Genomic DNA, 22,076 nt, shown 5'->3' on the forward strand with positions numbered 1-22,076 from the left:
AGTGCAAATATTTTCATGAGGGATGCGGGCTTAAATGAAGGAAAGCAAAGAAATACTTTTATTGGATGATATTCATTATCAAATAGGTGAGCAGGTTATTCTGGATTCAGTGTCTTTCAGCCTGCATTCAGGGGAATTTAAACTGATTACCGGGCCGTCCGGCTGTGGAAAAAGTACCCTGCTTAAAATCGTTTCCTCGCTGATCGATCCGACCCGTGGAAAAATTATCTTTGCCGGTAAGGCCATCACCGATATCGCGCCGGAAGAATATCGCCAACAGGTATCTTACTGTTTTCAAACGCCCTCGCTGTTTGGCGACAGCGTGTATGACAATATTGCGCTGCCTTACCAGATCCGTAAGCAAAAGCCGGACGAGCAAAAAATGCAGGCCGATCTGGTGCGTTTCGGGTTGCCGGGAAATATGCTGAAAAAAAGCGTTAACGAATTATCGGGCGGGGAGAAGCAGCGTATTTCCTTGATCCGCAATCTGCAGTTTATGCCCAAGGTGTTGTTATTGGATGAGATCACCAGCGCGTTGGATGAAGATAACAAACGTAACGTTAACGAGATTATTCATCAGCTGGTGGCGCAGCATGGCGTGGCGGTGTTGTGGGTCACGCATGATAAAGACGAAATCAAGCATGCGGATGATGTCATTACCCTGAGCGCGCAGGGTGCCCGGGCACAGGAGAAAACCAATGAACCAGCATAATATCAGCAATGAATCCCTGGCCCTGTCGATGGTGTTGGTGATTATCGCCATTTTAATCAGCCATAAAGAAAAGCTGGCGCTGGAAAAAGACATTATCTGGAGTATTTGCCGGGCGGTGGTGCAGCTGATTATTGTCGGCTACGTGCTGAAATATATTTTTGATGTGAACAACGCCATTCTGACGGTGTTGATGGTGCTGTTTATCTGCTTTAACGCGGCTTACAACGCGCAAAAACGCAGTAAATATATCGATCATGCGTTTATGACTTCGTTTATAGCCATCACCACCGGCGCGGTTTTAACCCTGGTGGTGCTGGTGCTGACCGGCTCGATAGAGTTTACCCCGATGCAGGTGATCCCGATTTCCGGCATGGTGGCCGGCAACGCGATGGTGGCGGTCGGGCTGTGTTACAACAACCTGGGGCAGCGTTTTAAAAGCGATCAGCAGAAAATTCAGGAGATGCTCAGCCTGGGGGCATCACCGAAGTTTGCCTCAGCGGCGTTGATCCGCGACAGCATCCGCGCTTCGTTGATCCCGACGGTGGATTCGGCCAAAACCGTTGGGCTGGTTAGCCTGCCGGGCATGATGTCCGGCCTGATCTTCGCCGGTATTGATCCGGTGAAGGCGATTAAGTACCAGATTATGGTGACTTTTATGCTGCTTTCCACCGCCAGCCTGTCGACCATTATCGCCTGCTACCTGGCCTACCGTAAGTTCTACAACGCCCGTCACCAACTGGTGGTGAGCACGCTGAAATAGCGTCATAAAAATAGGGGTAGGGCGCTGCACGCTGCGCCCGGTGAAATCAGGTCGAGCATGCTCGACCCCTACGCTGTGGCCATTACCCTTGCAGCAGAGCGATACTTTGGCGGATTTCACGTTCGATATCCGCCACTGTCCAACTATCCAACTGCGAAGAGAACGGCTCGAAGGCGTAAATGCCGGTGTAGCCCAGGCGCTCCAGGTTCTGCACCTGTTTTTTACTCTCCAGCCGATCCCGGTCACTCAGCATGATGCGTTCTTCGTCGCTTAGCGCACTTTTGTCTCGTGCATCTTCCACCCCGGAAAGGTGCACCAGGCCAATACCCTCGATCTGAATCTGCGCATCAAACTCAGGCTGTGCCACATCACTTAAATAATGGTGGAAGGTATCCAGCACGATTTTGTACGGCGCGCCTGAATCGCGGATCAGGGACTGCGTCAGCAAGGATGAGCGCAGTGAACTGATGCCGAACCCCAGCGGTTCGACATAGCCCTGCACGCCGTATTGCTTGAACAGCGGCGCCAGCAGCTTCAGGGCTGCCAGCGTGTCGGTTTTTTTCTGATCCTCACTGCGCCGATCGTCAGCACTGCAGTGCGGGCACAGCACCAATGCCTGGCTATGGATCGCCTGAGCTTGCGACAACAGCGCTTCGGCGTTCTTCAGCAACCCGGCCTGATCGTCCAGCAGGTTAAACCTGCCGAGGGCGTTAATGGTGATGATTTCGATACCGTATTTTGCCGCCAACGCATTTAATTGCTCGTTGCTCAGGTTATCGGTCACCTTGCCGCTCGGCATGTCGTTGCGCAGCTCAACTTTGCTGAGCCCGCATCTTTTCACCAGGCTGAAAAACGGCTCCAAATCCAGATTTGGCGCGATCTTGCGGTTGATGCAAAAACGGTCTGGCGCAATGGTCATGATGCATTACTCCTGAATAATGTGAGAAGCCTGAGTTTTGCCGACTTACAGCGGCGTTCTTTGTGTTTCGGGTTGCGGCTGGCGATAGCGTTTGGCCATCACCACGTCTTCCATTTTTTCCAGCGAGACGCCTTTGGTTTCAGGAATGTAGCGGCTGATAAACCAGTAGCTAAACAGGCAGCAGGCGGCGAAGACCCACATTGGGAAGGCACCGTGGAAGCTGGAGAACAGATAAGGGTTGTCGTTGATCATCGGGAAGCTCTGCGAAACGACAAAGTTGGCCAGCCACATGCAGCCGACGGCGATGCTCATGCCCTGTGCACGCATGCGGTTAGGGAAGATTTCTGATACCAGAACCCAGGCGCCGACGCCCCAGGACAGGGCATAAAACACCATAAAGAACAGCATGCCGAACAGGGCAAAGTAGCCGGTGGCCTGGGTGTAGAGGGCATAAGAGGTGATCAGCAACCCGGCGATGGCACCCAGGGTGCCGTAACGCATCAGTGGAATGCGGCCTATGCGATCCATCAGCATGGCGCCAATCACCGAACCGACCAGCTGCAACACACCAATCCAAATGGTCTGGAACAGCGCTTCCTGGGCGTTTTCGGTGACGGTTTTCAGCACCATTGGCGCGTAGTACATCATCACGTTGACGCCGGTGACCTGTTGCAGCATGGCGATCATGCAGCCGACAAACAGAATAAAACGCACCCGTACGTCGCCGAAATTCAGCTTTTGCCGGCTGTTTTGCTGGTCCTGCTGCAGTGAGTCTTTGATTTCCTGCAGCACGCTTTGTGCATGGGCGGCGTTGGAGACTTTGGTCAACATCGCCAAAGCCTGATCGTCACGGCCGACCATCACGCTCCAGCGCGGTGATTCCGGAATGATAAATACCAGCATCAGGAACAGCATGCAGGGGATCACTTCCGACCCTATCATCCAGCGCCAACCCATCTCCACCAGCCAGGCTTCGCTGGCGATGCTGGCGATTTTGAAGTTAACGTAGAAAATCACGATTTGGCCGAACACGATAGCGAACTGCTGCATGCTGAGCGCTCGACCGCGCATGTCTTTTGGCGAGACTTCCGACATGTACATGGGTGAGACGGTGGCGGCGATGCCCACGGCCAGACCGCCGATAATGCGGTAAATCACAAACCAGGTGAAGGTGGCGGCCAGGGCAGCACCCACCGCTGAAATGGTGAACAGCACCGCTGCCAGCATCAGAGCCTTTTTGCGGCCGTAACGTGCCGCCAGTGGCCCGGCGCCAAAAGCGCCGACCACACAGCCGATCACCACGTTGGAAACCGCCCAGCCGGTTTCCGCCGGGCTGAGGTCAAAATAGGTTTTCAGGGCATCGATGGCGCCGGAGATCACGGCGGTATCGTAACCGAACAGAATGCCGCCGAGTGCCGCAATGCCGCAAATTCGCAGTATGTACCCGGTATTATGCTTACGCTGATGTGACATGTGTTGCTCCGATTTTTATCCTGGCTTCCACCCGCGCAGTAGGTTGTAGGGAAGAGGGAGGCGGAAGGGTGTGAACCGTGCCTGTCATCAAGGCGGTGATATTCGAAATAATCTGGGCTAAACAAGGACATTTATTTCATAATTAGTGAATAATGAAATATTGATTTTTAGATCCAGTTCAAAAAAAACCGCAAACAGTCCACCCGTGTTACCCGGCGACCCCTTTGCCTCAGGCTTTGTCGTAGTGCCCGGTGGGCTACCTGTTTCTGTATAAAAGTCAGGGTTAATTCCCGCCGGTCGGCGGATGAGTGGCAGAGCGGCGTTTTTCCCGGTATGTAATGGCTTTGCACAAGGGCGTGGCAAAACTGCGACCTCCCGCACTAAAAACAAATTTTCTAAAATAATTTATTTGAAACTTTTTTTTCAATGAAATAGAGTTTGCTTCATCCGGTCAGGATTTAGCCTGCTTGTGGGCAGTTTCCGGCAAGCGGTGTGATGAAAACGCTACCCTGTGCGCCAGTACCGCACAGGCGGTCAGGCGACAGCGGACTTAAAAGAGGGTGAGACATGAAAACCGTGGGTAACTTTATTGGTGGGCAAGTGTGCCTGAGCAGCAGCAATCAAACCGTCGACGTGCATAACCCAGCCACCGGGCAGGTTGAACGGCGCGTCACGCAGAGCACCGCCGCCGAGGTGAAGCAGGCCATTGATGTGGCTCACCAGGCCTTTGCCGACTGGTCGCGTACTACACCGCTGCGCCGGGCGCGCATCATGTTCAATTTTAAGGCGCTGCTGGAACAGCATCGCGACGAGCTGGCGAAGCTTATCGTCAGTGAGCACGGCAAGGTTTACTCCGATGCGCTGGGCGAGCTGACCCGCGGTATTGAAGTAGTCGAGTTTGCCTGCGGCATTCCACATTTGATCAAGGGCGAGTATTCGGCGGACGTCGGCAGCGGCGTTGACAGCTTCTCACTGATGCAACCGCTGGGCGTGGTCGCAGGCATCACCCCGTTCAACTTCCCGGCGATGGTGCCGATGTGGATGTTCCCTATCGCGCTGGCCTGCGGTAACACCTTCGTGCTGAAGCCACCGGCATTGGTGCCTTCGGCGTCGGTACGGATGGCAGAATTACTTAAAGAAGCCGGTTTGCCGGACGGCGTATTCAACGTGGTGCACTGCGCTAACGAGGATGCCGCGCAGCTGTGCACCGACCCGCATATTCAGGCGGTGAGCTTTGTTGGCTCGTCCGCCGTGGCGGAACATATCTATACCACGGCCAGCGCCCAGGGTAAGCGGGTACAGGCCTTCGGCGCGGCGAAAAATCAGGCCATCATCATGCCGGATGCCGATCTGGACGCGACGGTAAATGCCCTGATGGGAGGTGCCTTTGGCTCTGCCGGTGAACGCTGTATGGCGCTGCCGGTGGCGGTGGTGGTGGGTGACGACACGGCGGATAAACTGATCGCCAGGCTGAAACCGCTGATCGCCCAATTGCGCGTTGGCCCTGGCATTCAGCAGGGCGGTGAAGAAAACGAAATGGGGCCGCTGGTTTCCTCGGCGCACCAGAAGAAAGTCTTGGGTTATATCGATCTGGGCGTGGAAGAAGGCGCCACGCTGGTGGCCGACGGCCGCAATTATCAGGTGTCGGGCTACCCGGACGGTTACTATGTTGGCGGCACGCTGTTTGACCACGTCAAACCGAATATGCGTATCTATCGTGAAGAGATCTTCGGACCGGTGTTGGGCATTGTCCGCGTGCCGGACTACCAGACCGCCATCGATACGGTAAACAGCCATGAGTTTGGCAACGGTAGCGCCATCTTTACCAGCAATGGCCACTACGCACGCCAGTTCGTGCAAGAAGTGCAGGCCGGTATGGTGGGGGTTAACGTGCCGGTGCCGGTTCCTATGGCATTCCACAGCTTCGGCGGCTGGAAGCGCTCGGTGTTCGGTGCGCTGAACGTCCATGGCACCGACGGTGTACGTTTCTACACCCGCATGAAAACCGCCACCGCTCGCTGGCCAACCGGGCAGCAGACGGTGTCGGAATACAGTATGCCGACGCTGGGTTAAGTCCCTTTAGGCAGCAGGGGCCGTTATTCCAATGGGGTAGCGGCCGTTGTCGTTTTACCGAATCGTCAGGTTACAGGAGGAATACTATGTCTTCATTGCTTGCCAAGTGTCAGCAGCCGGATGGCCAGGGTCGCATCCAGCATGTCACCCCAGAGAATGCCGACTGGCGCTTTGTCGGATTTGATGTCTATCACCTTGAGGCCGGTCAGTCGCTGCAGTTGGAAAGCGGCGACAAAGAGTTATGCCTGGTGTTGGTCGCCGGTATTGCCTCCGTCGCCACTCTGCGTGCGGAATACCCGAGCATCGGCAAACGTATGAGCCCGTTTGAGCGCACACCGCCTTACGCGGTTTATGTGCCGCATCACGACAAGATTGAAGTGCGGGCGGAAAGTGCCCTGGAATTAGCGGTCTGCAGCGCACCGGGTCACGGGCACCTGCCGTCGCGTTTGATCACCCCGGCGGAAGTGGGCGTCGAACGTCGTGGCAAAGGGCGAAACCAGCGTCTGGTACATAATATTCTGCCGGACAGTGAACCGGCCGACAGCCTGCTGGTGGTGGAAGTGTATACGGATGAGGGGAATACCAGTTCGTATCCCAGCCACAAACACGACCAGGAAGACTCGCCGGATGAAACCTATCTGGAAGAGACTTATTATCACCGGATCCAGCCGGAACAGGGTTTTTGCATGCAGCGGGTGTATACCGACGATCGCTCACTGGATGAGTGCATGCCGGTGTATAACCGTGACGTGGTCAAGGTGCCGCGTGGCTACCACCCGGTGGCGACGCTGGCCGGTTACGACAGCTACTATCTTAACGTGATGGCCGGGCCAGTACGCTTGTGGAAGTTTACCTGGGAAAAAGACCACGCCTGGATTAATACCGACGGCTATCCCGCAGCTAAATAATTGCATATTTACGACGTTGCTAAGATAAGCGTCACCCTCTCCCTTGGGAGAGGGCCGGGGTGAGGGGATTTCACGCCATTATGCCTGCCCTTTCCCAAGGGAGAGGGTAATTCTTCGTTACTCTTCTTTGGCGTTATTCAATGCCAGCGATACCGCCAGGGTTTGCGCCAGACACATTGAAGCTACCTGGGAGCGGAAACCATCTACCTGCGCTTCACGCACCACAAAACACACGTCGCTGAAGGCCGCCAGCGGGCTGACCTGGCTGTCGGTAATGGCGATCTGCTGCGCACCGCTTTTGGCACCCAATTCAACCAGTTCCAGTGCTTCCTGCGCATACGGCGAATAGCTGATGGCGATCACCACATCATTCGGTTTCACCATGCTCAGCTGTTCGGTAAACATGCCACCCAGCCCGTCGATCAGGAACGCCCGGCGCTCCAGATGACGCAACGCATAGGTGAGGTAGGAAGCGACGCTGAAAGAGCGGCGCAGACCAATCACGTAGATATTCTCGGCGTTATTCAGCAGCTCAACCGCCCGGTCCAACTGCTCGGAGCTGGTTTGCATTGCCAATTGTTGCAGCGCCTGGGAGTTGACCATGGTGAAAACGTTGAGGATTTCCGCCGGCTTTTCCGGTGCCACGTTACCGTCGGTCGAGGTCTGACGAAACAGACGCGCCCGCTCGGTGTAGTTGACCGTTTCTTCCATCAGGTGCTGGCGAAAAACCTGTTTCATTTCGTTGAAGCCGCTAAAGCCAAAGGCGTTGGCGAAGCGGATCAGGGTAGAGGGGGGGACGCTGGCCTGTGCGGCGATGGAGGCGACGGTATCGAAAGCAATGCTGTTACTGTTATCCAAAATGTAACGCGCCACCTGTTTCAAACGCTTACTCAGCGTTTCATAGCGGTGACGGATCTCGTCCTGTAACAGCGAAAGTTGAGTTGGGTTGTTCATCCATTCGGCTCGCAGTGTGGGCTAAGGCGTATCGGCCTGACGCCTGAGTAATTGACAGGTTATTCTAACAGATGGATTGGAAATTTCATTTCACCAAAAAGCGATTTATTCGATTGCAAGATGCGTTACTTCACAGAAAACAGGCAAAAAAATCCCCTTAAAGCGGCGAAAATCCGTTTAAGGGGAGGGTTCGGCAATTAATGCTGGTGAGGTGTCGGGCGGTATTGACGCCAGAAGCCAATCAACGTCAGGTATTTTTGTTTCACCTGCTCGATTAAAGCGGCGTCATCCAGCTCACCCTGCAGCCAGCGGCGTGAAGGCTGGCCAAAGATGGTGCGGCCGACGGCAAAACCTTTCACCCAGCGCGCATCCGCAGCCGCCGCGAAACCGGCCTTCAGCGTTTCTTCCGGCGAATCCAGCCCCAGGATCAATACCCCGCGGCAGTGCGGATCGTTAGCGTCGATCAACGCACCGACCTGCTGCCAGTGCTCGGCGCTCAACGGCGGCAATTTCCACCAGTCCGGCTTAATGCCCAGCTGATAAAAGTGCTGCAGCATCTCCAGGTAGTAGCTTTCATTCTTGTCAGCGTTACTTTCTGGCAGGATCACCTCCAGCAACAGTTCATGGCCGGACTTACAGCAGCCGCGATACACGTCGCTAATCAGTTCATCCTGCTCGCGGCGCAGTTCGACGGCGTCATGCGGATGGTAAAACACCAGACATTTCACTACGTGTTCCTGCGGCCAGTCGATCAGTTGCGAACCGATATTGCCATGCTCCAACCGCAACGGCCGTGAGCCGGGCAGCTCGACCGGTCGACCGATCCACCAGCCTTGGCCGGTGATCTCGTTCAATGCGGCCTGACCATAGGTGGTGTCGGCCAGAATGCCGCTGTTGCCTTGTAGCCCGGCGGCTTCTGCGGCCTGTTGTGCCGCCGTCAGCAGCAGGGTTTTCAGTTTGGGGATAAGTTCTTCGCTGACGTTGGCTTCTCGTGCCATGTCCGCCAGCTGTTTGCGGTGATCGAAGGCGAATACGCACAGTTCCGGCCATTGCTGTTTACGGGTGGTGACCCGGTGCAGATGGTTAAGCCGCTCATCGCGGTCCGGGCGTTTCACTTGCTGTTCGCGTTGCAGATAGTCATCCAGTTCCTGCTTGCTGGGCATCGCCGGGGCACAGCCATGGCGCGAAACCACCAAGGCTCCGCAGGCATTGGCATAGCGGCAGGCCTGATCCCAACCTTCATCGTTCAGGTAACCGCGCAGCAGGCCGGACATAAAGGCATCCCCCGCGCCCAGCACGTTCAGCACTTCAACCCGCACGCCGGAATGCAGTTTTACCTGCTGCCAGTCGGCGGCGATTTCTCCTTCGAATACTGAACAGCCTTGTGCACCGCGTTTGCAAACCAGTGTAGCCTGGGTCGCTTTACGCACGTTTTTCAATGCGGTCAGGGTATCGGTGCTGCCGCCGGCAATATGAAACTCTTCTTCGGTGCCGACGATCAAATCAAAGTGATGCAGCACTTCCTGCAGTTCGCGGGTCACTTTTTCTGACTCGACAAAACGGGTTTCGCCGTCACCCAGCGATGTCAGGCCCCACAGCACCGGCCGGTAGTCGATATCCAGTGCGGTGCGCAGGCCGTGTCGACGGGCGTATTCCAGCGCTTTCAATACTGCAGCACGGGTGTTCGGGTGAGAAAGGTGGGTGCCGGTAATGGCCAGTGCGCGCGAAGAGGCAATGTAGGACTCATCGATATCGTCCGGCGTCAGCGCCATATCGGCGCAGTTTTCACGGTAGAAAATCAGCGGGAAGGTTTCCTGATCCTTGATGCCGAGGATCACCAGGCCGGTCAGGCGCTGGGGGTCGGTGATCAGGCTCTGGGTGTCGGCACCGACGCGTTGCAGTTCTTCGCGCAGGAAACGGCCCATATGCTCGTCGCCGACGCGGGCCAGCATGCCGGACTTCAGACCCTGAATGGCGGTGCCGTAGGCCACGTTGCCGGAAGAGCCGCCGAGATATTTGGAGAATGTGCTGGCATCTTCCAGGCGTGCGCCGATCTGTTGTGCATAGAAATCGACGGCAATACGCCCGAGACAAATGACATCAAGCTGTTTTTCTTGTGTAGCCATACCCGTTTCCTTCTGTATTAAGCCAAACCCCGACTACGAAGCATTTTTGGAGTATGAGGAATAAAAATTTCAATTTCAAGATTGAATGAAATTTACACCCCAAAAATGTGATGCATTTAAAACCGCGCCAATACGCCAGCGAAAAGCACTAAAAACCGCGCCCTGCCTGAAGGGAAAACACCGGCAAACGGCAAGGGCATAGCGGGTGCCACAGGCCGACGGTATCAAGGGTTACAGCGAGTTAGGCTGCGGATGGGGCGGGACATCGGTGGGGGCAGGAGGGGCTAAGTCAGTGAATTCTAAAGGCATGGATGAAACGGTGTTTTCATCAATATGCGATCTTTATCGCAAAGTGAAATGTTTCTTCTGTAATGTGATTTTATGAAAAATATATTTGTTTATAATCGCTTCACGTTTCAGGTTGTCGGCTTAAGTAGCGCAGCGCGCTGAAAGACGGCGGATATCACACAGCTTCTCAGGTTCGGCATGCGGGTGGTGCCGGAACGGGCGTGACTACTCTAAAAGGGTGAGCAAATGGGCAAGATCCGGTTAACCATGGCACAGGCACTCGTCAGGTTCCTCGACAACCAGTATCTGCTGGTCGACGGTGTGGAAACCAAATTCGTTAAAGGCATCTTTGCTATTTTCGGCCACGGCAACGTGCTTGGCCTGGGGCAGGCGCTGGAGCAGGACAGCGGTGAGCTGGTGGTGCATCAGGGGCGTAATGAGCAGGGCATGGCCCACGCCGCGACCGGTTTTGCCAAGCAGAAACTGCGTCAACAGATCTACGCCTGCACCTCTTCCGTCGGCCCGGGTGCCGCCAATATGATCACCGCCGCCGCGACCGCCACCGCCAACCGTATTCCTTTATTACTGCTGCCGGGCGATGTTTACGCCTCACGCCAGCCGGATCCGGTGTTGCAGCAGATTGAACAGTCTTACGATCTCAGCATCAGCACCAACGACGCTTTCCGTGCAGTGAGCAAGTACTGGGATCGCATCGTGCGACCGGAACAGTTGATGAGCGCCTGTATCAACGCGATGCGCGTGCTGACCGATCCGGCAGAAACCGGTGCGGTGACGCTGAGTTTACCGCAGGACGTGCAGGGCGAAGCCTATGACTACCCTGACTACTTCTTCCAGAAACGCGTGCACCGTCTGGATCGCCGCCCGGCAACCGAAGGCATGCTGGCCGATGCGCTGGCGCTGTTGACCACCAAGCGTCAACCGCTGCTGGTGTGCGGCGGCGGGGTGAAATATTCCCAGGCTGGCCAGGCGCTGCGCGAGTTCGCCGAACGCTTCCAGATCCCGTTTGTGGAGACCCAGGCCGGCAAGGGCACGGTCCCGTCCAGCCACCCGTTTAACCTGGGTGGCATTGGCGAAACCGGCTGTCTGGCCGCCAATACCCTGGCCCGACAGGCCGATCTGGTGATTGGCGTGGGCACCCGTTATACCGACTTCACCACCTCGTCCAAATGGCTGTTTCAGAATCCCGACGTCGATTTTCTCAACGTCAACGTCAGCGCCTTTGACGCCGGCAAGCTCGACGGCCTGCAGGTGTTGGCCGATGCCCGCGAGGCACTGTCTGCCCTGGGGGCTCGGTTGGCGCAGGCCGATTACCGCGCCGGTTGGGGCGATGCCGTTGCCGAGGCACGTCGTGCGCAACAGCAGGAAACCGCCCGCGTTTATGCGGTGGAATACACCGGCGAAGGCTTTGTGCCGGAAATCGACGACCATCTCGATCGTGACAGCGTGTTTGCCGAATTTATCGAAAAGACCGATTCGCTGCTGACCCAAAGCCGGGTGCTGGGGGTGCTGAACCAGCATCTGCCGCAGGACAGTGTGATCGTGGCCGCCGCCGGTAGCCTGCCGGGGGATTTACAGCGCGTGTGGCAGAACCATGGCGAGCATGGTTATCACGTGGAATATGGCTACTCCTGCATGGGCTACGAGGTTAATGCCGCGCTGGGGGTCAAGCTGGCTGAACCGCAGCGCGAGGTGTACGCGATGGTTGGTGACGGTGCCTTTATGATGTTGCACTCCGAGCTGGTCACCTCGATTCAGGAAGGCTGCAAAATCAACGTGGTGCTGTTCGACAACATGACCAACGGCTGCATCAACAACCTGCAGATGGAACATGGCATGGACAGCTACACCACCGAATTCCGCTTCCGCAACCCGCAGGGCGGCAAACTCGACGGCAAGCTGGTACCGGTCAATTTCGCCATGCTGGCGGCGGCTTACGGCTGTAAAACCTACAGCGTGACCACCGAACAGCAGCTGATCGAGGCGCTGGCCGATGCGCGTCTGCAAAGCGTTTCTACCCTGCTGGACATCAAAGTGCTGCCAAAAACCATGGTGCACAAATATCTCAGCTGGTGGCGCGTGGGCGGTGCCCAGGTTGCCGACAGCGAAAAAATCGTCGCCGTAGCCCGCAAGCTGCAAGAGAACATCGATAAGGCTCGCGACTACTGATTAACACATGGCTTGATTACCCAGACCTTGCGTCTGCCGCAACTATTTGAAGAGGATAACGAAAATGACACTGAACATTGGGGTTATTGGCACCGGCGCAATCGGTCGGGATCACATTCGTCGCTGCAGCAAAGTGTTGCAGGGCAGCCGCGTGGTGGCGGTCAACGATATCAACCGTGATAACGCGGCCAAGGTAGTGAGCGACCTGAAGCTGGACGCCAAGGTGTATGACAACGGCCACGATCTGGTCAAGGCAGCGGACGTGCAGGCGGTGCTGGTCACCTCCTGGGGCCCGAGCCATGAAGAGTTCGTGTTGGCTGCGATTGCCGCCGGCAAGCCGGTATTCTGTGAGAAGCCGCTGGCGGTCACTGCACAGGGCTGTAAAAACATCGTTGAAGCCGAAGCCAAACACGGCAAACGGCTGGTGCAGGTCGGCTTTATGCGTCCTTACGATCAGGGCTATCGTGCGCTGAAGCAGGTGCTGACCAGCGGGCAAATCGGCGAGCCGTTGATGCTGCACTGCGCGCACCGCAACCCCACCGTTGGCGAAGCTTACACCACAGATATGGCGATCACTGACACCCTGATCCACGAGATCGACGTGCTGCGCTGGCTGCTGGATGACGACTATGTTTCGGTGCAGGTGGTGTTTCCACGCAAAAGCCCCAAAGCATTCCCGCACCTGAAAGATCCGCAGATTGTGCTGTTCGAAACCGCCAAGGGCACGCGCATCGATGTCGAAATCTTCGTTAACTGCCAGTACGGCTATGACATCCAGTGTGAAGTGGTGGGTGAAACCGGCATCGCCAAACTGCCAGAGCCCTCTTCAGTGCAGATGCGCAGCGGCGCCAAGCTCTCGACCGAAATTCTGACCGACTGGAAAGACCGCTTTATCGATGCCTATGACGTTGAGCTGCAAGGTTTTATCAATGACGTGCTGGCGGGTGCGCTGACCGGGCCTTCCGCCTGGGACGGCTACGCTGCCGCCGTGACTGCCGATGCCTGCGTGGCTGCGCAACTGAGCGGTGAGATTGTGCCGGTGACCCTGCCGCCGCGTCCGGCGTTCTACAACAAGTAGTGTGCCGAACGCCGTACTCACGTTAAAGAGGTATCACCATGAAGATCGCTTTTGATGTTGATGTCATCAGGGACCTGGGCATCACCAAAATGGTTCAGCAGGTGGCGGACTGGGGCTATCAGTATATTGAGCAGTCACCGCATCCGCAGATCAATCCGTTCTACAAGCACCCGAAAGCCGGGCGTGAAGTGATGGCGGAATACAAAAACGCGCTGAAGGCCACCGGCGTGGAGATTTCCTCATTTATCGTGGTGTACCGCTGGTCCGGCCCGGGAGAAGATCGCCGCCAGGCAGCGGTCAAAAACTGGCGCCGGATGATCGAAATCGCGGTGGAAATGGGTGTGCAGGTGATCAACACCGAGCTGGCGGGTAACCCCAATGAGCCGGAGATCTGTGAAGAGCTGTGGTATCGCTCCATGGAAGAGCTGTTGCCGATTATCGAGCGCGAGGGTATCCGCATGGAGATCCAGTCTCATCCTTGGGACTTCTGCGAACTGAGCAACGAAACCGCCGATATCGTCAAATCGTTGCGCAGCGATCACGTTAAGTACCTCTACAGCGTGCCGCACACCTTCTACTACGACAAAGGCCAGGGCGACGTGGCCGGCATGCTGAAATATGCCGGTGACGATCTCTCGCATGTGTTGATCGCCGACACCATGAACCATACCAAACACTGCCGCTATATCGTCAACCCGCCGGGTGTCGACGCTGCCGTGCACCAGCATATGGGCATCGGCGAAGGCGAAGTGGACTTCGACATCCTGTTCCAGACCCTGCGCGATATGGAGTTCGCCAATCGCAGCTTTAAGGTCGGCGGTGAGTCGATTATCTGCACCTCGCTGTTTGGTTATCCGGAAAGAATGAAGACCCAGGCGGTAGCGACCCGCGAGCGGATCGAAAAAGAGCTGTTGGGCAAATAAATTCCTGGCTGAGCGGGTGAAAATCACCGCCAGGCCGATCTGACTATTGAGGCTGACAATGAATAAAGACAACGTAAAACTGGCCATCGCCCCGATTGGCTGGACCAATGACGACATGCCCGACCTGGGCAAAGAGAACACTTTCCAGCAGTGCGTCAGTGAAATGGCGCTGGCCGGGTTCACCGGCAGCGAAGTGGGCAGCAAGTACCCGCGCGATCCGGCGGTGCTGAAGCCGATGCTGGATATCCGCGGCATTCAGATCTGCAATGCCTGGTTCAGCACCTTCTTCGCCGATGGCCTGAAAGAAAAAACCATCGATGAATTTATTAACCATATGAATTTCCTGCATGCGATGGGGGCCAAAGTGATTGGCTGTTCCGAGCAGAGCAAGAGTATTCAGGGCACCACCAAAGGGGTGTTTGAAGAGAAGCCGTATTTTACTGATGAAGAGTGGCAGCGGGTGGCCGAGGGCTACAATGAGCTGGCTAAAATTGCCGCGGGTAAGGGAATGCAGGTCTGCTTGCACCACCATATGGGCACCGGCATCCAGACTACCGCCGAGATCGACCGTTACATGAGCATGGTGAACGACGACGTCTACCTGCTGTTTGATACCGGCCACGCCTACTACTCCGAAGGCAGCCAACAGGCGATGATGGCAATCCTGGAAAAATACCTGCCGCGCATCAACCACGTGCACTTGAAGGACGTGCGTGACGAAGTGGTAGCAGAAGTGAAGGCCAACAAACTGAGCTTCCTCGACGGCGTGAAGAAAGGCACCTTCACCGTGCCAGGGGACGGGGTGATCGACTTCCTGCCGGTATTTAAACTGCTGGATGAGCGCGGTTACAAAGGCTGGATGGTGGTGGAGGCTGAGCAGGATCCGGCGTTGGCCAACCCGTTTGAGTATGCGGTGAAGGCACGCCGTTATATCAAAGAGACCGCCGGTATTTAATCCGGTAGAGGTCTGCGAGGGGCGCTTGAGCAATCAATGCGCCCCTTTTTATTACTGATGGGGGTCAGGCGAGGGTTTTCCAGGTGGTGACGCAAGCGCCACGGGTGAAGGCCTTGTGGCGTTCGCCTTTAGAATTTATACGCATTGGAAAACGAGTTTTGCGACGCCATTAATCAAAAGATGCGAATCGGTTTCTGATTTAACTTCTTTCATCGCTTTGTTCTGCTGCTTACAAAAATCCGTAGCGTCCTTTGCGACCAGAGCCTCTGCGCCAGTCACTCTTCCGCGGCCAGGCGAAGCCTCCACCGCTGCCGTATAGTTTCCATCCGGAAGTTTCTCTATGTTGGAGTGATAAGATAAACCAATAAATCCAACCCGGGTATTGTCATTTTTTACTGCGCAGCCCGATAAAATAAGTGCAGCGCCTAACAGTAAAGTACAGAAATGTTTTGCCATTGAATAATTACTCCGTTTATGTAGTGTTGTTGCTCCCAATCTAAAGACAGCGACTAATAACTGGAGTTCTTATTCATTCACTGCAAGTCAATGCTGTTTAGGCTTCATTTAAAATATATAGTAAAATATTGCTATCGGTATGAATCCAGCGGCTATGCGCTTTCCAGTGCGGCTTTGTCGGTTGCATAGCCATGGCTGCCCAGTATTTTAAAGTAAGTGAAAATTTTAAACATTACGTTCATGATGTGTTTATTTATTGACAGATAAAGATGTGATTTTTATTTATGCCTCACCTTTGCTGTAATAGTTTTTGCAATTAAATAATTAACCACAATCTTAATAGAAAATATAAATTTAGAAAGTGTGAGGCTTTTGTTTTGACTGGTATTTCCGTATAAACCCTCAGTGAGATCAAAGAGACCGCCGGCATTTAATCCGGCTGAAGGCAGTGAAGGGCGCGGCGGAGTCATCCATACGCCCCTTTTGTTCTTGGCAGGTGTCAGGCGAGGGTTTTCCAGGTGGTGACCTGCCCGCCGGGCCACGGGGTCGCCGCGTAAACGCCACGGGCGATCGCTCGTGTCAGGGTGTCCGCCGCCAGCGCGCCAATTTGCAGCACCGCCAGTTCTCTGCTGCCTTCGACTTCACGCTGGCCGGTGGATAGGGCAAACACCACATCACCGTCGAACGGGCTGTGCAGCGGACGAATGGCGCGCGCCATGCCGTCCTGCGCCATAATCGCCACGCGTTTGAGTTCTACCCGGGTCAAAGCCAAATCGGTGGCGATGCAGGCCAGGGTGGTGTTCTTCCTGCCGCCTGTCGGTTCTTCAGGCATCCAGTCTTCGCCCTGTCCGTGCAGTTGTGCCAGCGCCGCGGCACCGCCGTTGCCAAACTCACCGTTGATTTCATAGGGCGTGGCCCAGAAGGCGCGAGTGCCGGGAGCCACCACCGAACCCAGGCTGTTGACCGCTACTAGCGCACCGACGGTCGCGCCATTAGCCGCTATGATCGAAGCCGAGCCCAGTCCGCCTTTCAGCTTGCTCATGCCGGTCATGGCGCCATAACCTGCGCCTACGGTACCGAGTGGGAAATCATGGCCTGCCTTGCTCGCGGCTTCTATCCCCAGTTGGCGATAAGGTGGGTTCAACTGCCAGTCTTTGTCGCCCGCGTTGCTGAGATCGTACAGGCAGGCGGTGGGCACTATCGGAGAAACCGGTACGCCCGGAGCCGGGCGCAGCGCATAGCCTTTGCCCTGTTGCCCCAGCCAGGCGGCCACGCCGTCGGCTGCGGCCAGGCCATACACCGAACCACCGCTCAGCACTAACGCATCGATGGTCTGCACCAGGTTATCTCCCCCCAGCGCGTCGGTTTCCCGGGTTGCCGGGCCGCCGCCGCGCACGTCAACTGCGGCGATCGCCGGGCGATCCGGCAGGATCACCGTGGTGCCGGTGCGCACCCGGCTGTCCTGGGCGACACCGACCCGCAGGCCGGGCACGTCGGTAATCAGGTTACGGGTGCCGGTACGTACAGCAGGAGAAGTTGGCATCGCGGCCCCCAGGAAGGTGGTGGGAGAAAGGATGCCGATAGCACCCGTTACGCAGGCCAGCGTTTGCACAAAGGTGCGGCGGCTGACGGTTAAAGGGCGGTCTTCCGCCCCTGTTCCACTTTTGCTTTCACTCATAATGAGGGGTTTTTCTGCTGTTCGCTGCGAAAACGCGCCATGTGATGGGAGTCGACCAGTTCGCCGTCGCGTATGGCATAGGCGCGGCTGGTACCTTCGATTTCAAAACCGAACTTGCGGTAGAGCGCAATGGCGGCCTGATTGTCGGTAAACACCGTCAGTTCGATGCGTTCGATGGCCGCCCAGTTGTCGCAAAGCTCGATCATCGCCTTCATCAGGCTGCTGCCGACGCCTTTGCCGTGATGGTGGTCATCGACGCCAATACCAAAGGTTGCCACATGACGACGGCGCACGCGTTGATTGAGCATCAGGCCCAACTGGCCGACGATCTGCCCATCGATACAGGCCACCAGGTTATGGCTGCCCGGTTCGAGGTTGGCGAGACGCTTATGCCACAACTCGATTGACGGTAGCGGAAGCTGTAGTGTGTCGCGGTAAGCCTTCGGCTGAGAGTAAAGCTGATGAAGGGCTTGGGCATCTGCCGTTTCCACGTGACGAACCACTATTTCGCTCATTGCGCTGCTCCTTTGGCTTACCGGTTGAATAACCTCTGAATTTATCCGTTTATTGTGTCGAGTCAATATTATTACGTATTGGTTAAAAAAACGCTTTACAGGTGCGAATGATAATGATTATTATTGCGATGCGTTCCGGGGAGAGTATCAACCTTTGGTACCCTCGCTGCGAAGGCACGACATTGCTCACATTGCTTCCAAGTATTACTTAGCCAGCTCGGGTGCTGGCTTTTTTTTTGCCTGTTTTCCGCCCCTGCCAGTCTTCAACAAATCCACTGCCCATCGCTTCAAAACTCCATCTAATTTTTTGAACAGAGCGAAGAATTTTTTGCGCTTTCATATTCTGCTGTCAGGACTAGACTGTAAAAAACATTGAGGAGAGTTGAATATGATTTACTTACGCAAGGCGGAAGATCGTGGTCATGCCAATCATGGTTGGCTGGATAGCTGGCACACCTTCTCATTCGCCAACTATCACGACCCTGATTTTATGGGCTTCTCGGCGCTGCGGGTGATCAACGAAGACATGATCGATGCAGGGCAGGGGTTCGGTACCCATCCGCATAAAGACATGGAAATCCTGACCTACGTGCTGAGCGGCACGGTAGAGCATCAGGACAGCATGGGTAATAAAGAGCAGATCCAGGCCGGTGAATTCCAGATCATGAGTGCTGGCACCGGGGTGCGTCACTCCGAGTACAACGGCAATAAAGATCGTCCGTTGCACCTGTACCAGATTTGGATCATTCCCGATCAGGTCGGGCTGGCGCCGCGTTATGAGCAACGCATGTTTGATGCGCCACAGGGCCGTCAACTGGTGCTGTCACCGGATGCACGTGAGGGTTCGCTGAAGGTGTTCCAGGACATGACGCTGTCTCGTTGGGCGTTAAACAAAGACGAACAGGCGGAGTGCCCGATTGAAGCCGGACGTCGCGTCTGGATCCAGGTGGTACGCGGCAAGGTGGTGGTCAACGGTCAGCAGGCCGGCACCAGCGATGCTTTCGCGGTGTGGGATGAAACTGCACTGTCGATTAAGGCCGATGAAGACAGTGAAGTCTTACTGTTCGATCTGCCGCCAGTCTGATTAAGCGGTAAATATCAAGGGCTCACGTGGTGAGCCCTTTTTGCGTTTGGTCTTCCCATAACCAACAATATCGGCCCCGGTTTTTTTTTGCTAAAATGAGCGCCCATTCACGGTTAGCCAGTTCATTGATAATGAAGAAAAAACGGCCGGTACTCCAAGATGTTGCAGACAAGGTTGGCGTGACCAAGATGACGGTGAGCCGTTATCTGCGTAATCCCGATCAGGTTTCTGCCGTCTTGCAGCAAAAAATTGCCGTCGCGCTTGATGAGCTGGGCTACATTCCCAACCGTGCGCCGGATATCCTTTCCAACTCCACCAGCCGCGCCATTGGCGTCTTGCTGCCGTCGTTGACTAACCAGGTGTTTGCCGAAGTGTTGCGCGGCATTGAGAGTGTCACCGATGCGCACAATTACCAGACCATGCTGGCGCACTACGGTTATTTGCCGGAGCGTGAAGAACAGCGGCTGACCTCGCTGCTGTCTTACAATATTGATGGACTGATCCTGTCTGAACGCCACCATACGGCGCGCACCATGAAGATGATCGAGGTGGCGGGGATCCCTGTAGTGGAACTGATGGACTGCGTTTCGCCGTGCATCGATCTGGCGGTCGGCTTCAATAACTTTGAGGCAGCGCGCCAGATGACCCAGCAAATCATCGCGCATGGCCATCGCCACGTGGTGTATTTCGGTGCGCGTCAGGATGAACGTACCATTATCAAACAGCAGGGCTATGAACAGGCGATGCGCGAATCTGGCCTGCAGCCCTACAGCGTGATGACTGCACGTTCGTCGTCCTATTCCGCCGGGGGGGAGTTACTGCGCCAGGCGCAGCGCGACTACCCGCAAATTGACAGTATTTTCTGCACCAACGATGACCTGGCAATCGGGGCGACCTTCGAGTGCCAGCGGCAGGGGTTGTCGATTCCTAAAGATATGGCAATTGCCGGTTTCCACGGCCACGATATCGGCCAGGTGATGGTGCCGAAGCTGGCGAGCGTGTTGACGCCGCGTGAACGCATGGGGCAAATCGGCGCCGAACGTCTGCTGGCCCGACTGCGGGGCGAAACGGTCAGCCCACGCATGGTTGACGTCGGTTTCACCGTGATCCCCGGTGGCAGTATCTGATCGGTTTTAAGCCTTGGTTTGAGTCATTTTAATTCTGGAACCGCGCCGCTCGGCGCGTTTTCATCTCCCTCTGTAAGCTTGTCGCCTGTTACCCCCATAAGTTTGATCTCTATCCCAGAACGCGAATTTTAGCCCGTTACCCGGTTCCGGCGATCGGGTTGTTACCGGTATCATGATACCGGTAACAATGAGCGAGCGGTGATATTGATAGAGATAGAACCTCTGCCTCAGCACCACCTACAGCTCGTCTTCTAACACCGGGAAGAGCCTAAAAATAAAACAAACGCGCGCTTTACGGCCTATCGTAAAGAGGTCTGCGATAAAAAGGTTGGAGAAAAATTATGCCATTAGTGATTGTTGCAGGCGGCGTAGCGCTGCTGCTGCTGCTGATGATTCGCTTTAAGTTGAACGGCTTTATCTCTCTGATTCTGGTTGCTCTGGCGGTCGGGATCACCCAGGGGATGCCAGTCGATAAAGTAATCGGCTCCATCAAGGCCGGCGTCGGCGGCACGCTGGGCAGCCTGGCGCTGATCATGGGCTTCGGTGCCATGCTCGGCAAGCTGCTGGCGGACTGCGGCGGTGCCCAGCGCATCGCCACTACGCTTATCGACAAGTTCGGTAAAAAACACATTCAGTGGGCAGTGGTGCTGACCGGTTTTACCGTCGGCTTTGCCCTGTTCTATGAAGTCGGCTTTGTGCTGCTGTTGCCGCTGGTATTCAGTATCGCCGCTTCTGCCCGCGTGCCACTGTTGTATGTCGGTGTGCCGATGGCGGCTGCGCTGTCGGTAACCCACGGTTTCCTGCCGCCGCACCCTGGCCCAACGGCGATCGCCACCATTTTCCATGCCGATATGGGCAAAACGCTACTGTACGGCACGCTGTTGGCTATTCCAACGGTGATCCTGGCTGGGCCGGTTTACGCCCGCTTCCTGAAAGGCATCGACAAGCCGGTACCGGAAGGCCTGTATAACCCAAAAATCTTCACCGAAGCGGAAATGCCAAGCTTTGGTATCAGCGTTGCGACTTCTCTGGTACCGGTGATCCTGATGGCGCTGCGTGCAGTAGCCGAAATGGTGCTGCCGAAGGGCCACAGCGTACTGCGCTTTGCCGAGTTCTTCGGTGATCCGGTGATGGCGACGCTGATTGCGGTGCTGATCGCTATTTTCACCTTTGGTTTGAACCGTGGCCGTACCATGGATGAAGTGATGGGGACCATCACCGACTCGATCAAAATTATCGCCATGATGCTGTTGATCATCGGCGGTGGCGGTGCGTTCAAGCAGGTGCTGGTCGACAGCGGCGTAGAGAAATACATTGCCGCGCTGATGGAAGGCAGTAACGTCTCGCCAATTCTGATGGCATGGTCAATTGCTGCCGCGCTGCGTCTGGCGTTGGGCTCGGCTACCGTGGCGGCAATCACCGCGGGGGGCATCGTAGCTCCGCTGATCGCCACTACCGGCGTCAGCCCGGAACTGATGGTGATTGCGGTCGGCTCCGGCAGCGTGATTTTCTCTCACGTCAACGACCCGGGTTTCTGGTTGTTCAAGGAGTACTTCAACCTGAGCATCATGGAAACCATCAAGTCCTGGTCGGTGCTGGAAACCATCATTTCAGTCTGTGGTTTGGTGGGCTGTCTATTGCTGGCGACGGTCGTCTAATATACCCGTCGCCTTTCAAGCCGCAGCGTTGTTACCTGCACTCGCTCACCCCAGTTACTTACTCAAGTAAGCGCCTGGGGATGAGCGAGCTGGTCGCCTAGCTGCAACTTGAAATTCATAGGGTATAAATTGATCGGGTAGGTTTCTGGTGCCCCGGCGGTGCCGGAAACCATTTTGAGTTTGGGGCGCTTTTGATGACGCT

The 22,076-nt window shown here is 55.7% G+C and carries 19 protein-coding genes; 11 read left to right on the forward strand and 8 right to left on the reverse strand.

Translation table 11 applies throughout. The features are described 5' to 3' along the window. The first annotated feature begins 34 nt into the window (after window positions 1–34). On the forward strand, window positions 35–712 hold the full coding sequence (gene fetA / locus OC597_RS18250; protein WP_261260194.1) for an iron efflux ABC transporter ATP-binding subunit FetA: 678 nt from the start codon (window positions 35–37) through the stop codon (window positions 710–712). Then, window positions 699–1,472: an iron efflux ABC transporter permease subunit FetB gene (fetB, locus tag OC597_RS18255; RefSeq protein ID WP_207979750.1), complete on the forward strand. Its 774-nt coding sequence runs from the start codon at window positions 699–701 to the stop codon at window positions 1,470–1,472. The genes fetA and fetB overlap by 14 nt, the downstream gene beginning before the upstream one ends. An 82-nt stretch (window positions 1,473–1,554) precedes the next feature. Here the strand turns inward: fetB and OC597_RS18260 are convergent, their stop codons facing one another. After that, a complete protein-coding gene (locus OC597_RS18260; protein ID WP_262209900.1) occupies window positions 1,555–2,391 on the reverse strand; it encodes a TIM barrel protein in 837 nt (278 codons plus the stop codon). A 45-nt stretch (window positions 2,392–2,436) separates the two neighbouring features. Continuing rightward, on the reverse strand, window positions 2,437–3,864 hold the full coding sequence (locus OC597_RS18265) for a sugar porter family MFS transporter (protein WP_261260192.1): 1,428 nt from the start codon (window positions 3,862–3,864) through the stop codon (window positions 2,437–2,439). A gap of 567 nt (window positions 3,865–4,431) precedes the next feature. On the opposite strand from OC597_RS18265, the gene OC597_RS18270 reads away from it, so the two are divergent. After that, complete coding sequence (locus tag OC597_RS18270; RefSeq protein ID WP_099063467.1) at window positions 4,432–5,937, forward strand: CoA-acylating methylmalonate-semialdehyde dehydrogenase; 1,506 nt, start codon at window positions 4,432–4,434, stop codon at window positions 5,935–5,937. A gap of 86 nt (window positions 5,938–6,023) precedes the next feature. After that, window positions 6,024–6,845, forward strand: a complete 822-nt coding sequence (iolB, locus tag OC597_RS18275) for a 5-deoxy-glucuronate isomerase (RefSeq protein ID WP_262209902.1) — start codon at window positions 6,024–6,026, stop codon at window positions 6,843–6,845. Window positions 6,846–6,962: 117 nt separating this feature from the next. On the opposite strand, the gene OC597_RS18280 is transcribed toward iolB, so the two are convergent. Together OC597_RS18280 and OC597_RS18285 are read right to left on the reverse strand one after the other, a co-directional pair. Then, window positions 6,963–7,799 (reverse strand): MurR/RpiR family transcriptional regulator, encoded by an 837-nt coding sequence (locus tag OC597_RS18280; RefSeq protein WP_099063469.1) that lies wholly within the window; start codon window positions 7,797–7,799, stop codon window positions 6,963–6,965. A gap of 197 nt (window positions 7,800–7,996) precedes the next feature. Continuing rightward, window positions 7,997–9,925, reverse strand: a complete 1,929-nt coding sequence (locus tag OC597_RS18285; RefSeq protein WP_262209903.1) for a bifunctional 5-dehydro-2-deoxygluconokinase/5-dehydro-2-deoxyphosphogluconate aldolase — start codon at window positions 9,923–9,925, stop codon at window positions 7,997–7,999. Between the two features lie 534 nt (window positions 9,926–10,459). Between OC597_RS18285 and iolD the strand changes: the two genes are divergently transcribed. The 4 genes from iolD to iolE all read left to right on the forward strand — a co-directional run bounded on the left by iolD (window position 10,460) and on the right by iolE (window position 15,356). Beyond that, a complete protein-coding gene (iolD, locus tag OC597_RS18290; protein WP_262209905.1) occupies window positions 10,460–12,400 on the forward strand; it encodes a 3D-(3,5/4)-trihydroxycyclohexane-1,2-dione acylhydrolase (decyclizing) in 1,941 nt (646 codons plus the stop codon). Between the two features lie 64 nt (window positions 12,401–12,464). Continuing rightward, entirely contained in the window at window positions 12,465–13,478 is a 1,014-nt protein-coding gene (iolG, locus tag OC597_RS18295; RefSeq protein WP_262209907.1) for a bifunctional inositol 2-dehydrogenase/D-chiro-inositol 1-dehydrogenase, read from the forward strand. A gap of 38 nt (window positions 13,479–13,516) precedes the next feature. Continuing rightward, a complete protein-coding gene (locus OC597_RS18300) occupies window positions 13,517–14,401 on the forward strand; it encodes a sugar phosphate isomerase/epimerase family protein (RefSeq protein WP_099063473.1) in 885 nt (294 codons plus the stop codon). A 58-nt stretch (window positions 14,402–14,459) separates the two neighbouring features. Further along, the gene (gene iolE, locus OC597_RS18305) at window positions 14,460–15,356 is read left to right on the forward strand and encodes a myo-inosose-2 dehydratase (RefSeq protein ID WP_207979740.1); all 897 of its coding nucleotides are present in this window, start codon (window positions 14,460–14,462) and stop codon (window positions 15,354–15,356) included. 135 nt (window positions 15,357–15,491) lie between these two features. Here iolE and yegR read toward each other — a convergent pair whose 3' ends face one another. The 4 genes from yegR to OC597_RS18325 form a co-directional block, all read right to left on the reverse strand. Beyond that, on the reverse strand, window positions 15,492–15,812 hold the full coding sequence (yegR, locus tag OC597_RS18310) for a lipoprotein YegR (RefSeq protein WP_261425879.1): 321 nt from the start codon (window positions 15,810–15,812) through the stop codon (window positions 15,492–15,494). A 499-nt stretch (window positions 15,813–16,311) separates the two neighbouring features. Beyond that, window positions 16,312–17,490, reverse strand: coding sequence for a P1 family peptidase (locus OC597_RS18315; RefSeq protein WP_262209910.1), 1,179 nt, complete (start codon window positions 17,488–17,490; stop codon window positions 16,312–16,314). Next, window positions 17,487–18,005 (reverse strand): GNAT family N-acetyltransferase, encoded by a 519-nt coding sequence (locus OC597_RS18320; protein ID WP_262209912.1) that lies wholly within the window; start codon window positions 18,003–18,005, stop codon window positions 17,487–17,489. The genes OC597_RS18315 and OC597_RS18320 overlap by 4 nt, the downstream gene beginning before the upstream one ends. Before the next feature lie 208 nt (window positions 18,006–18,213). Further along, window positions 18,214–18,345: a hypothetical protein gene (locus OC597_RS18325; RefSeq protein WP_262209914.1), complete on the reverse strand. Its 132-nt coding sequence runs from the start codon at window positions 18,343–18,345 to the stop codon at window positions 18,214–18,216. Between the two features lie 48 nt (window positions 18,346–18,393). Between OC597_RS18325 and OC597_RS18330 the strand changes: the two genes are divergently transcribed. From OC597_RS18330 to gntT, 3 genes are all read left to right on the forward strand, one after another. Continuing rightward, the gene (locus OC597_RS18330) at window positions 18,394–19,089 is read left to right on the forward strand and encodes a pirin family protein (RefSeq protein WP_262209916.1); all 696 of its coding nucleotides are present in this window, start codon (window positions 18,394–18,396) and stop codon (window positions 19,087–19,089) included. 131 nt (window positions 19,090–19,220) lie between these two features. Then, complete coding sequence (gene gntR / locus OC597_RS18335; protein WP_099063478.1) at window positions 19,221–20,216, forward strand: gluconate operon transcriptional repressor GntR; 996 nt, start codon at window positions 19,221–19,223, stop codon at window positions 20,214–20,216. 341 nt (window positions 20,217–20,557) lie between these two features. Further along, window positions 20,558–21,874 carry a gluconate transporter gene (gene gntT, locus OC597_RS18340; RefSeq protein ID WP_085119868.1) on the forward strand — a complete coding sequence of 439 codons (1,317 nt, stop codon included), beginning with the start codon at window positions 20,558–20,560 and terminating at the stop codon, window positions 21,872–21,874. Window positions 21,875–22,076 lie beyond the last annotated feature (202 nt).

Origin of the sequence: Serratia proteamaculans (assembly GCF_946227095.1) — a bacterium.
GTDB classification, from domain to species: Bacteria; Pseudomonadota; Gammaproteobacteria; order Enterobacterales; family Enterobacteriaceae; genus Serratia; species Serratia proteamaculans_E.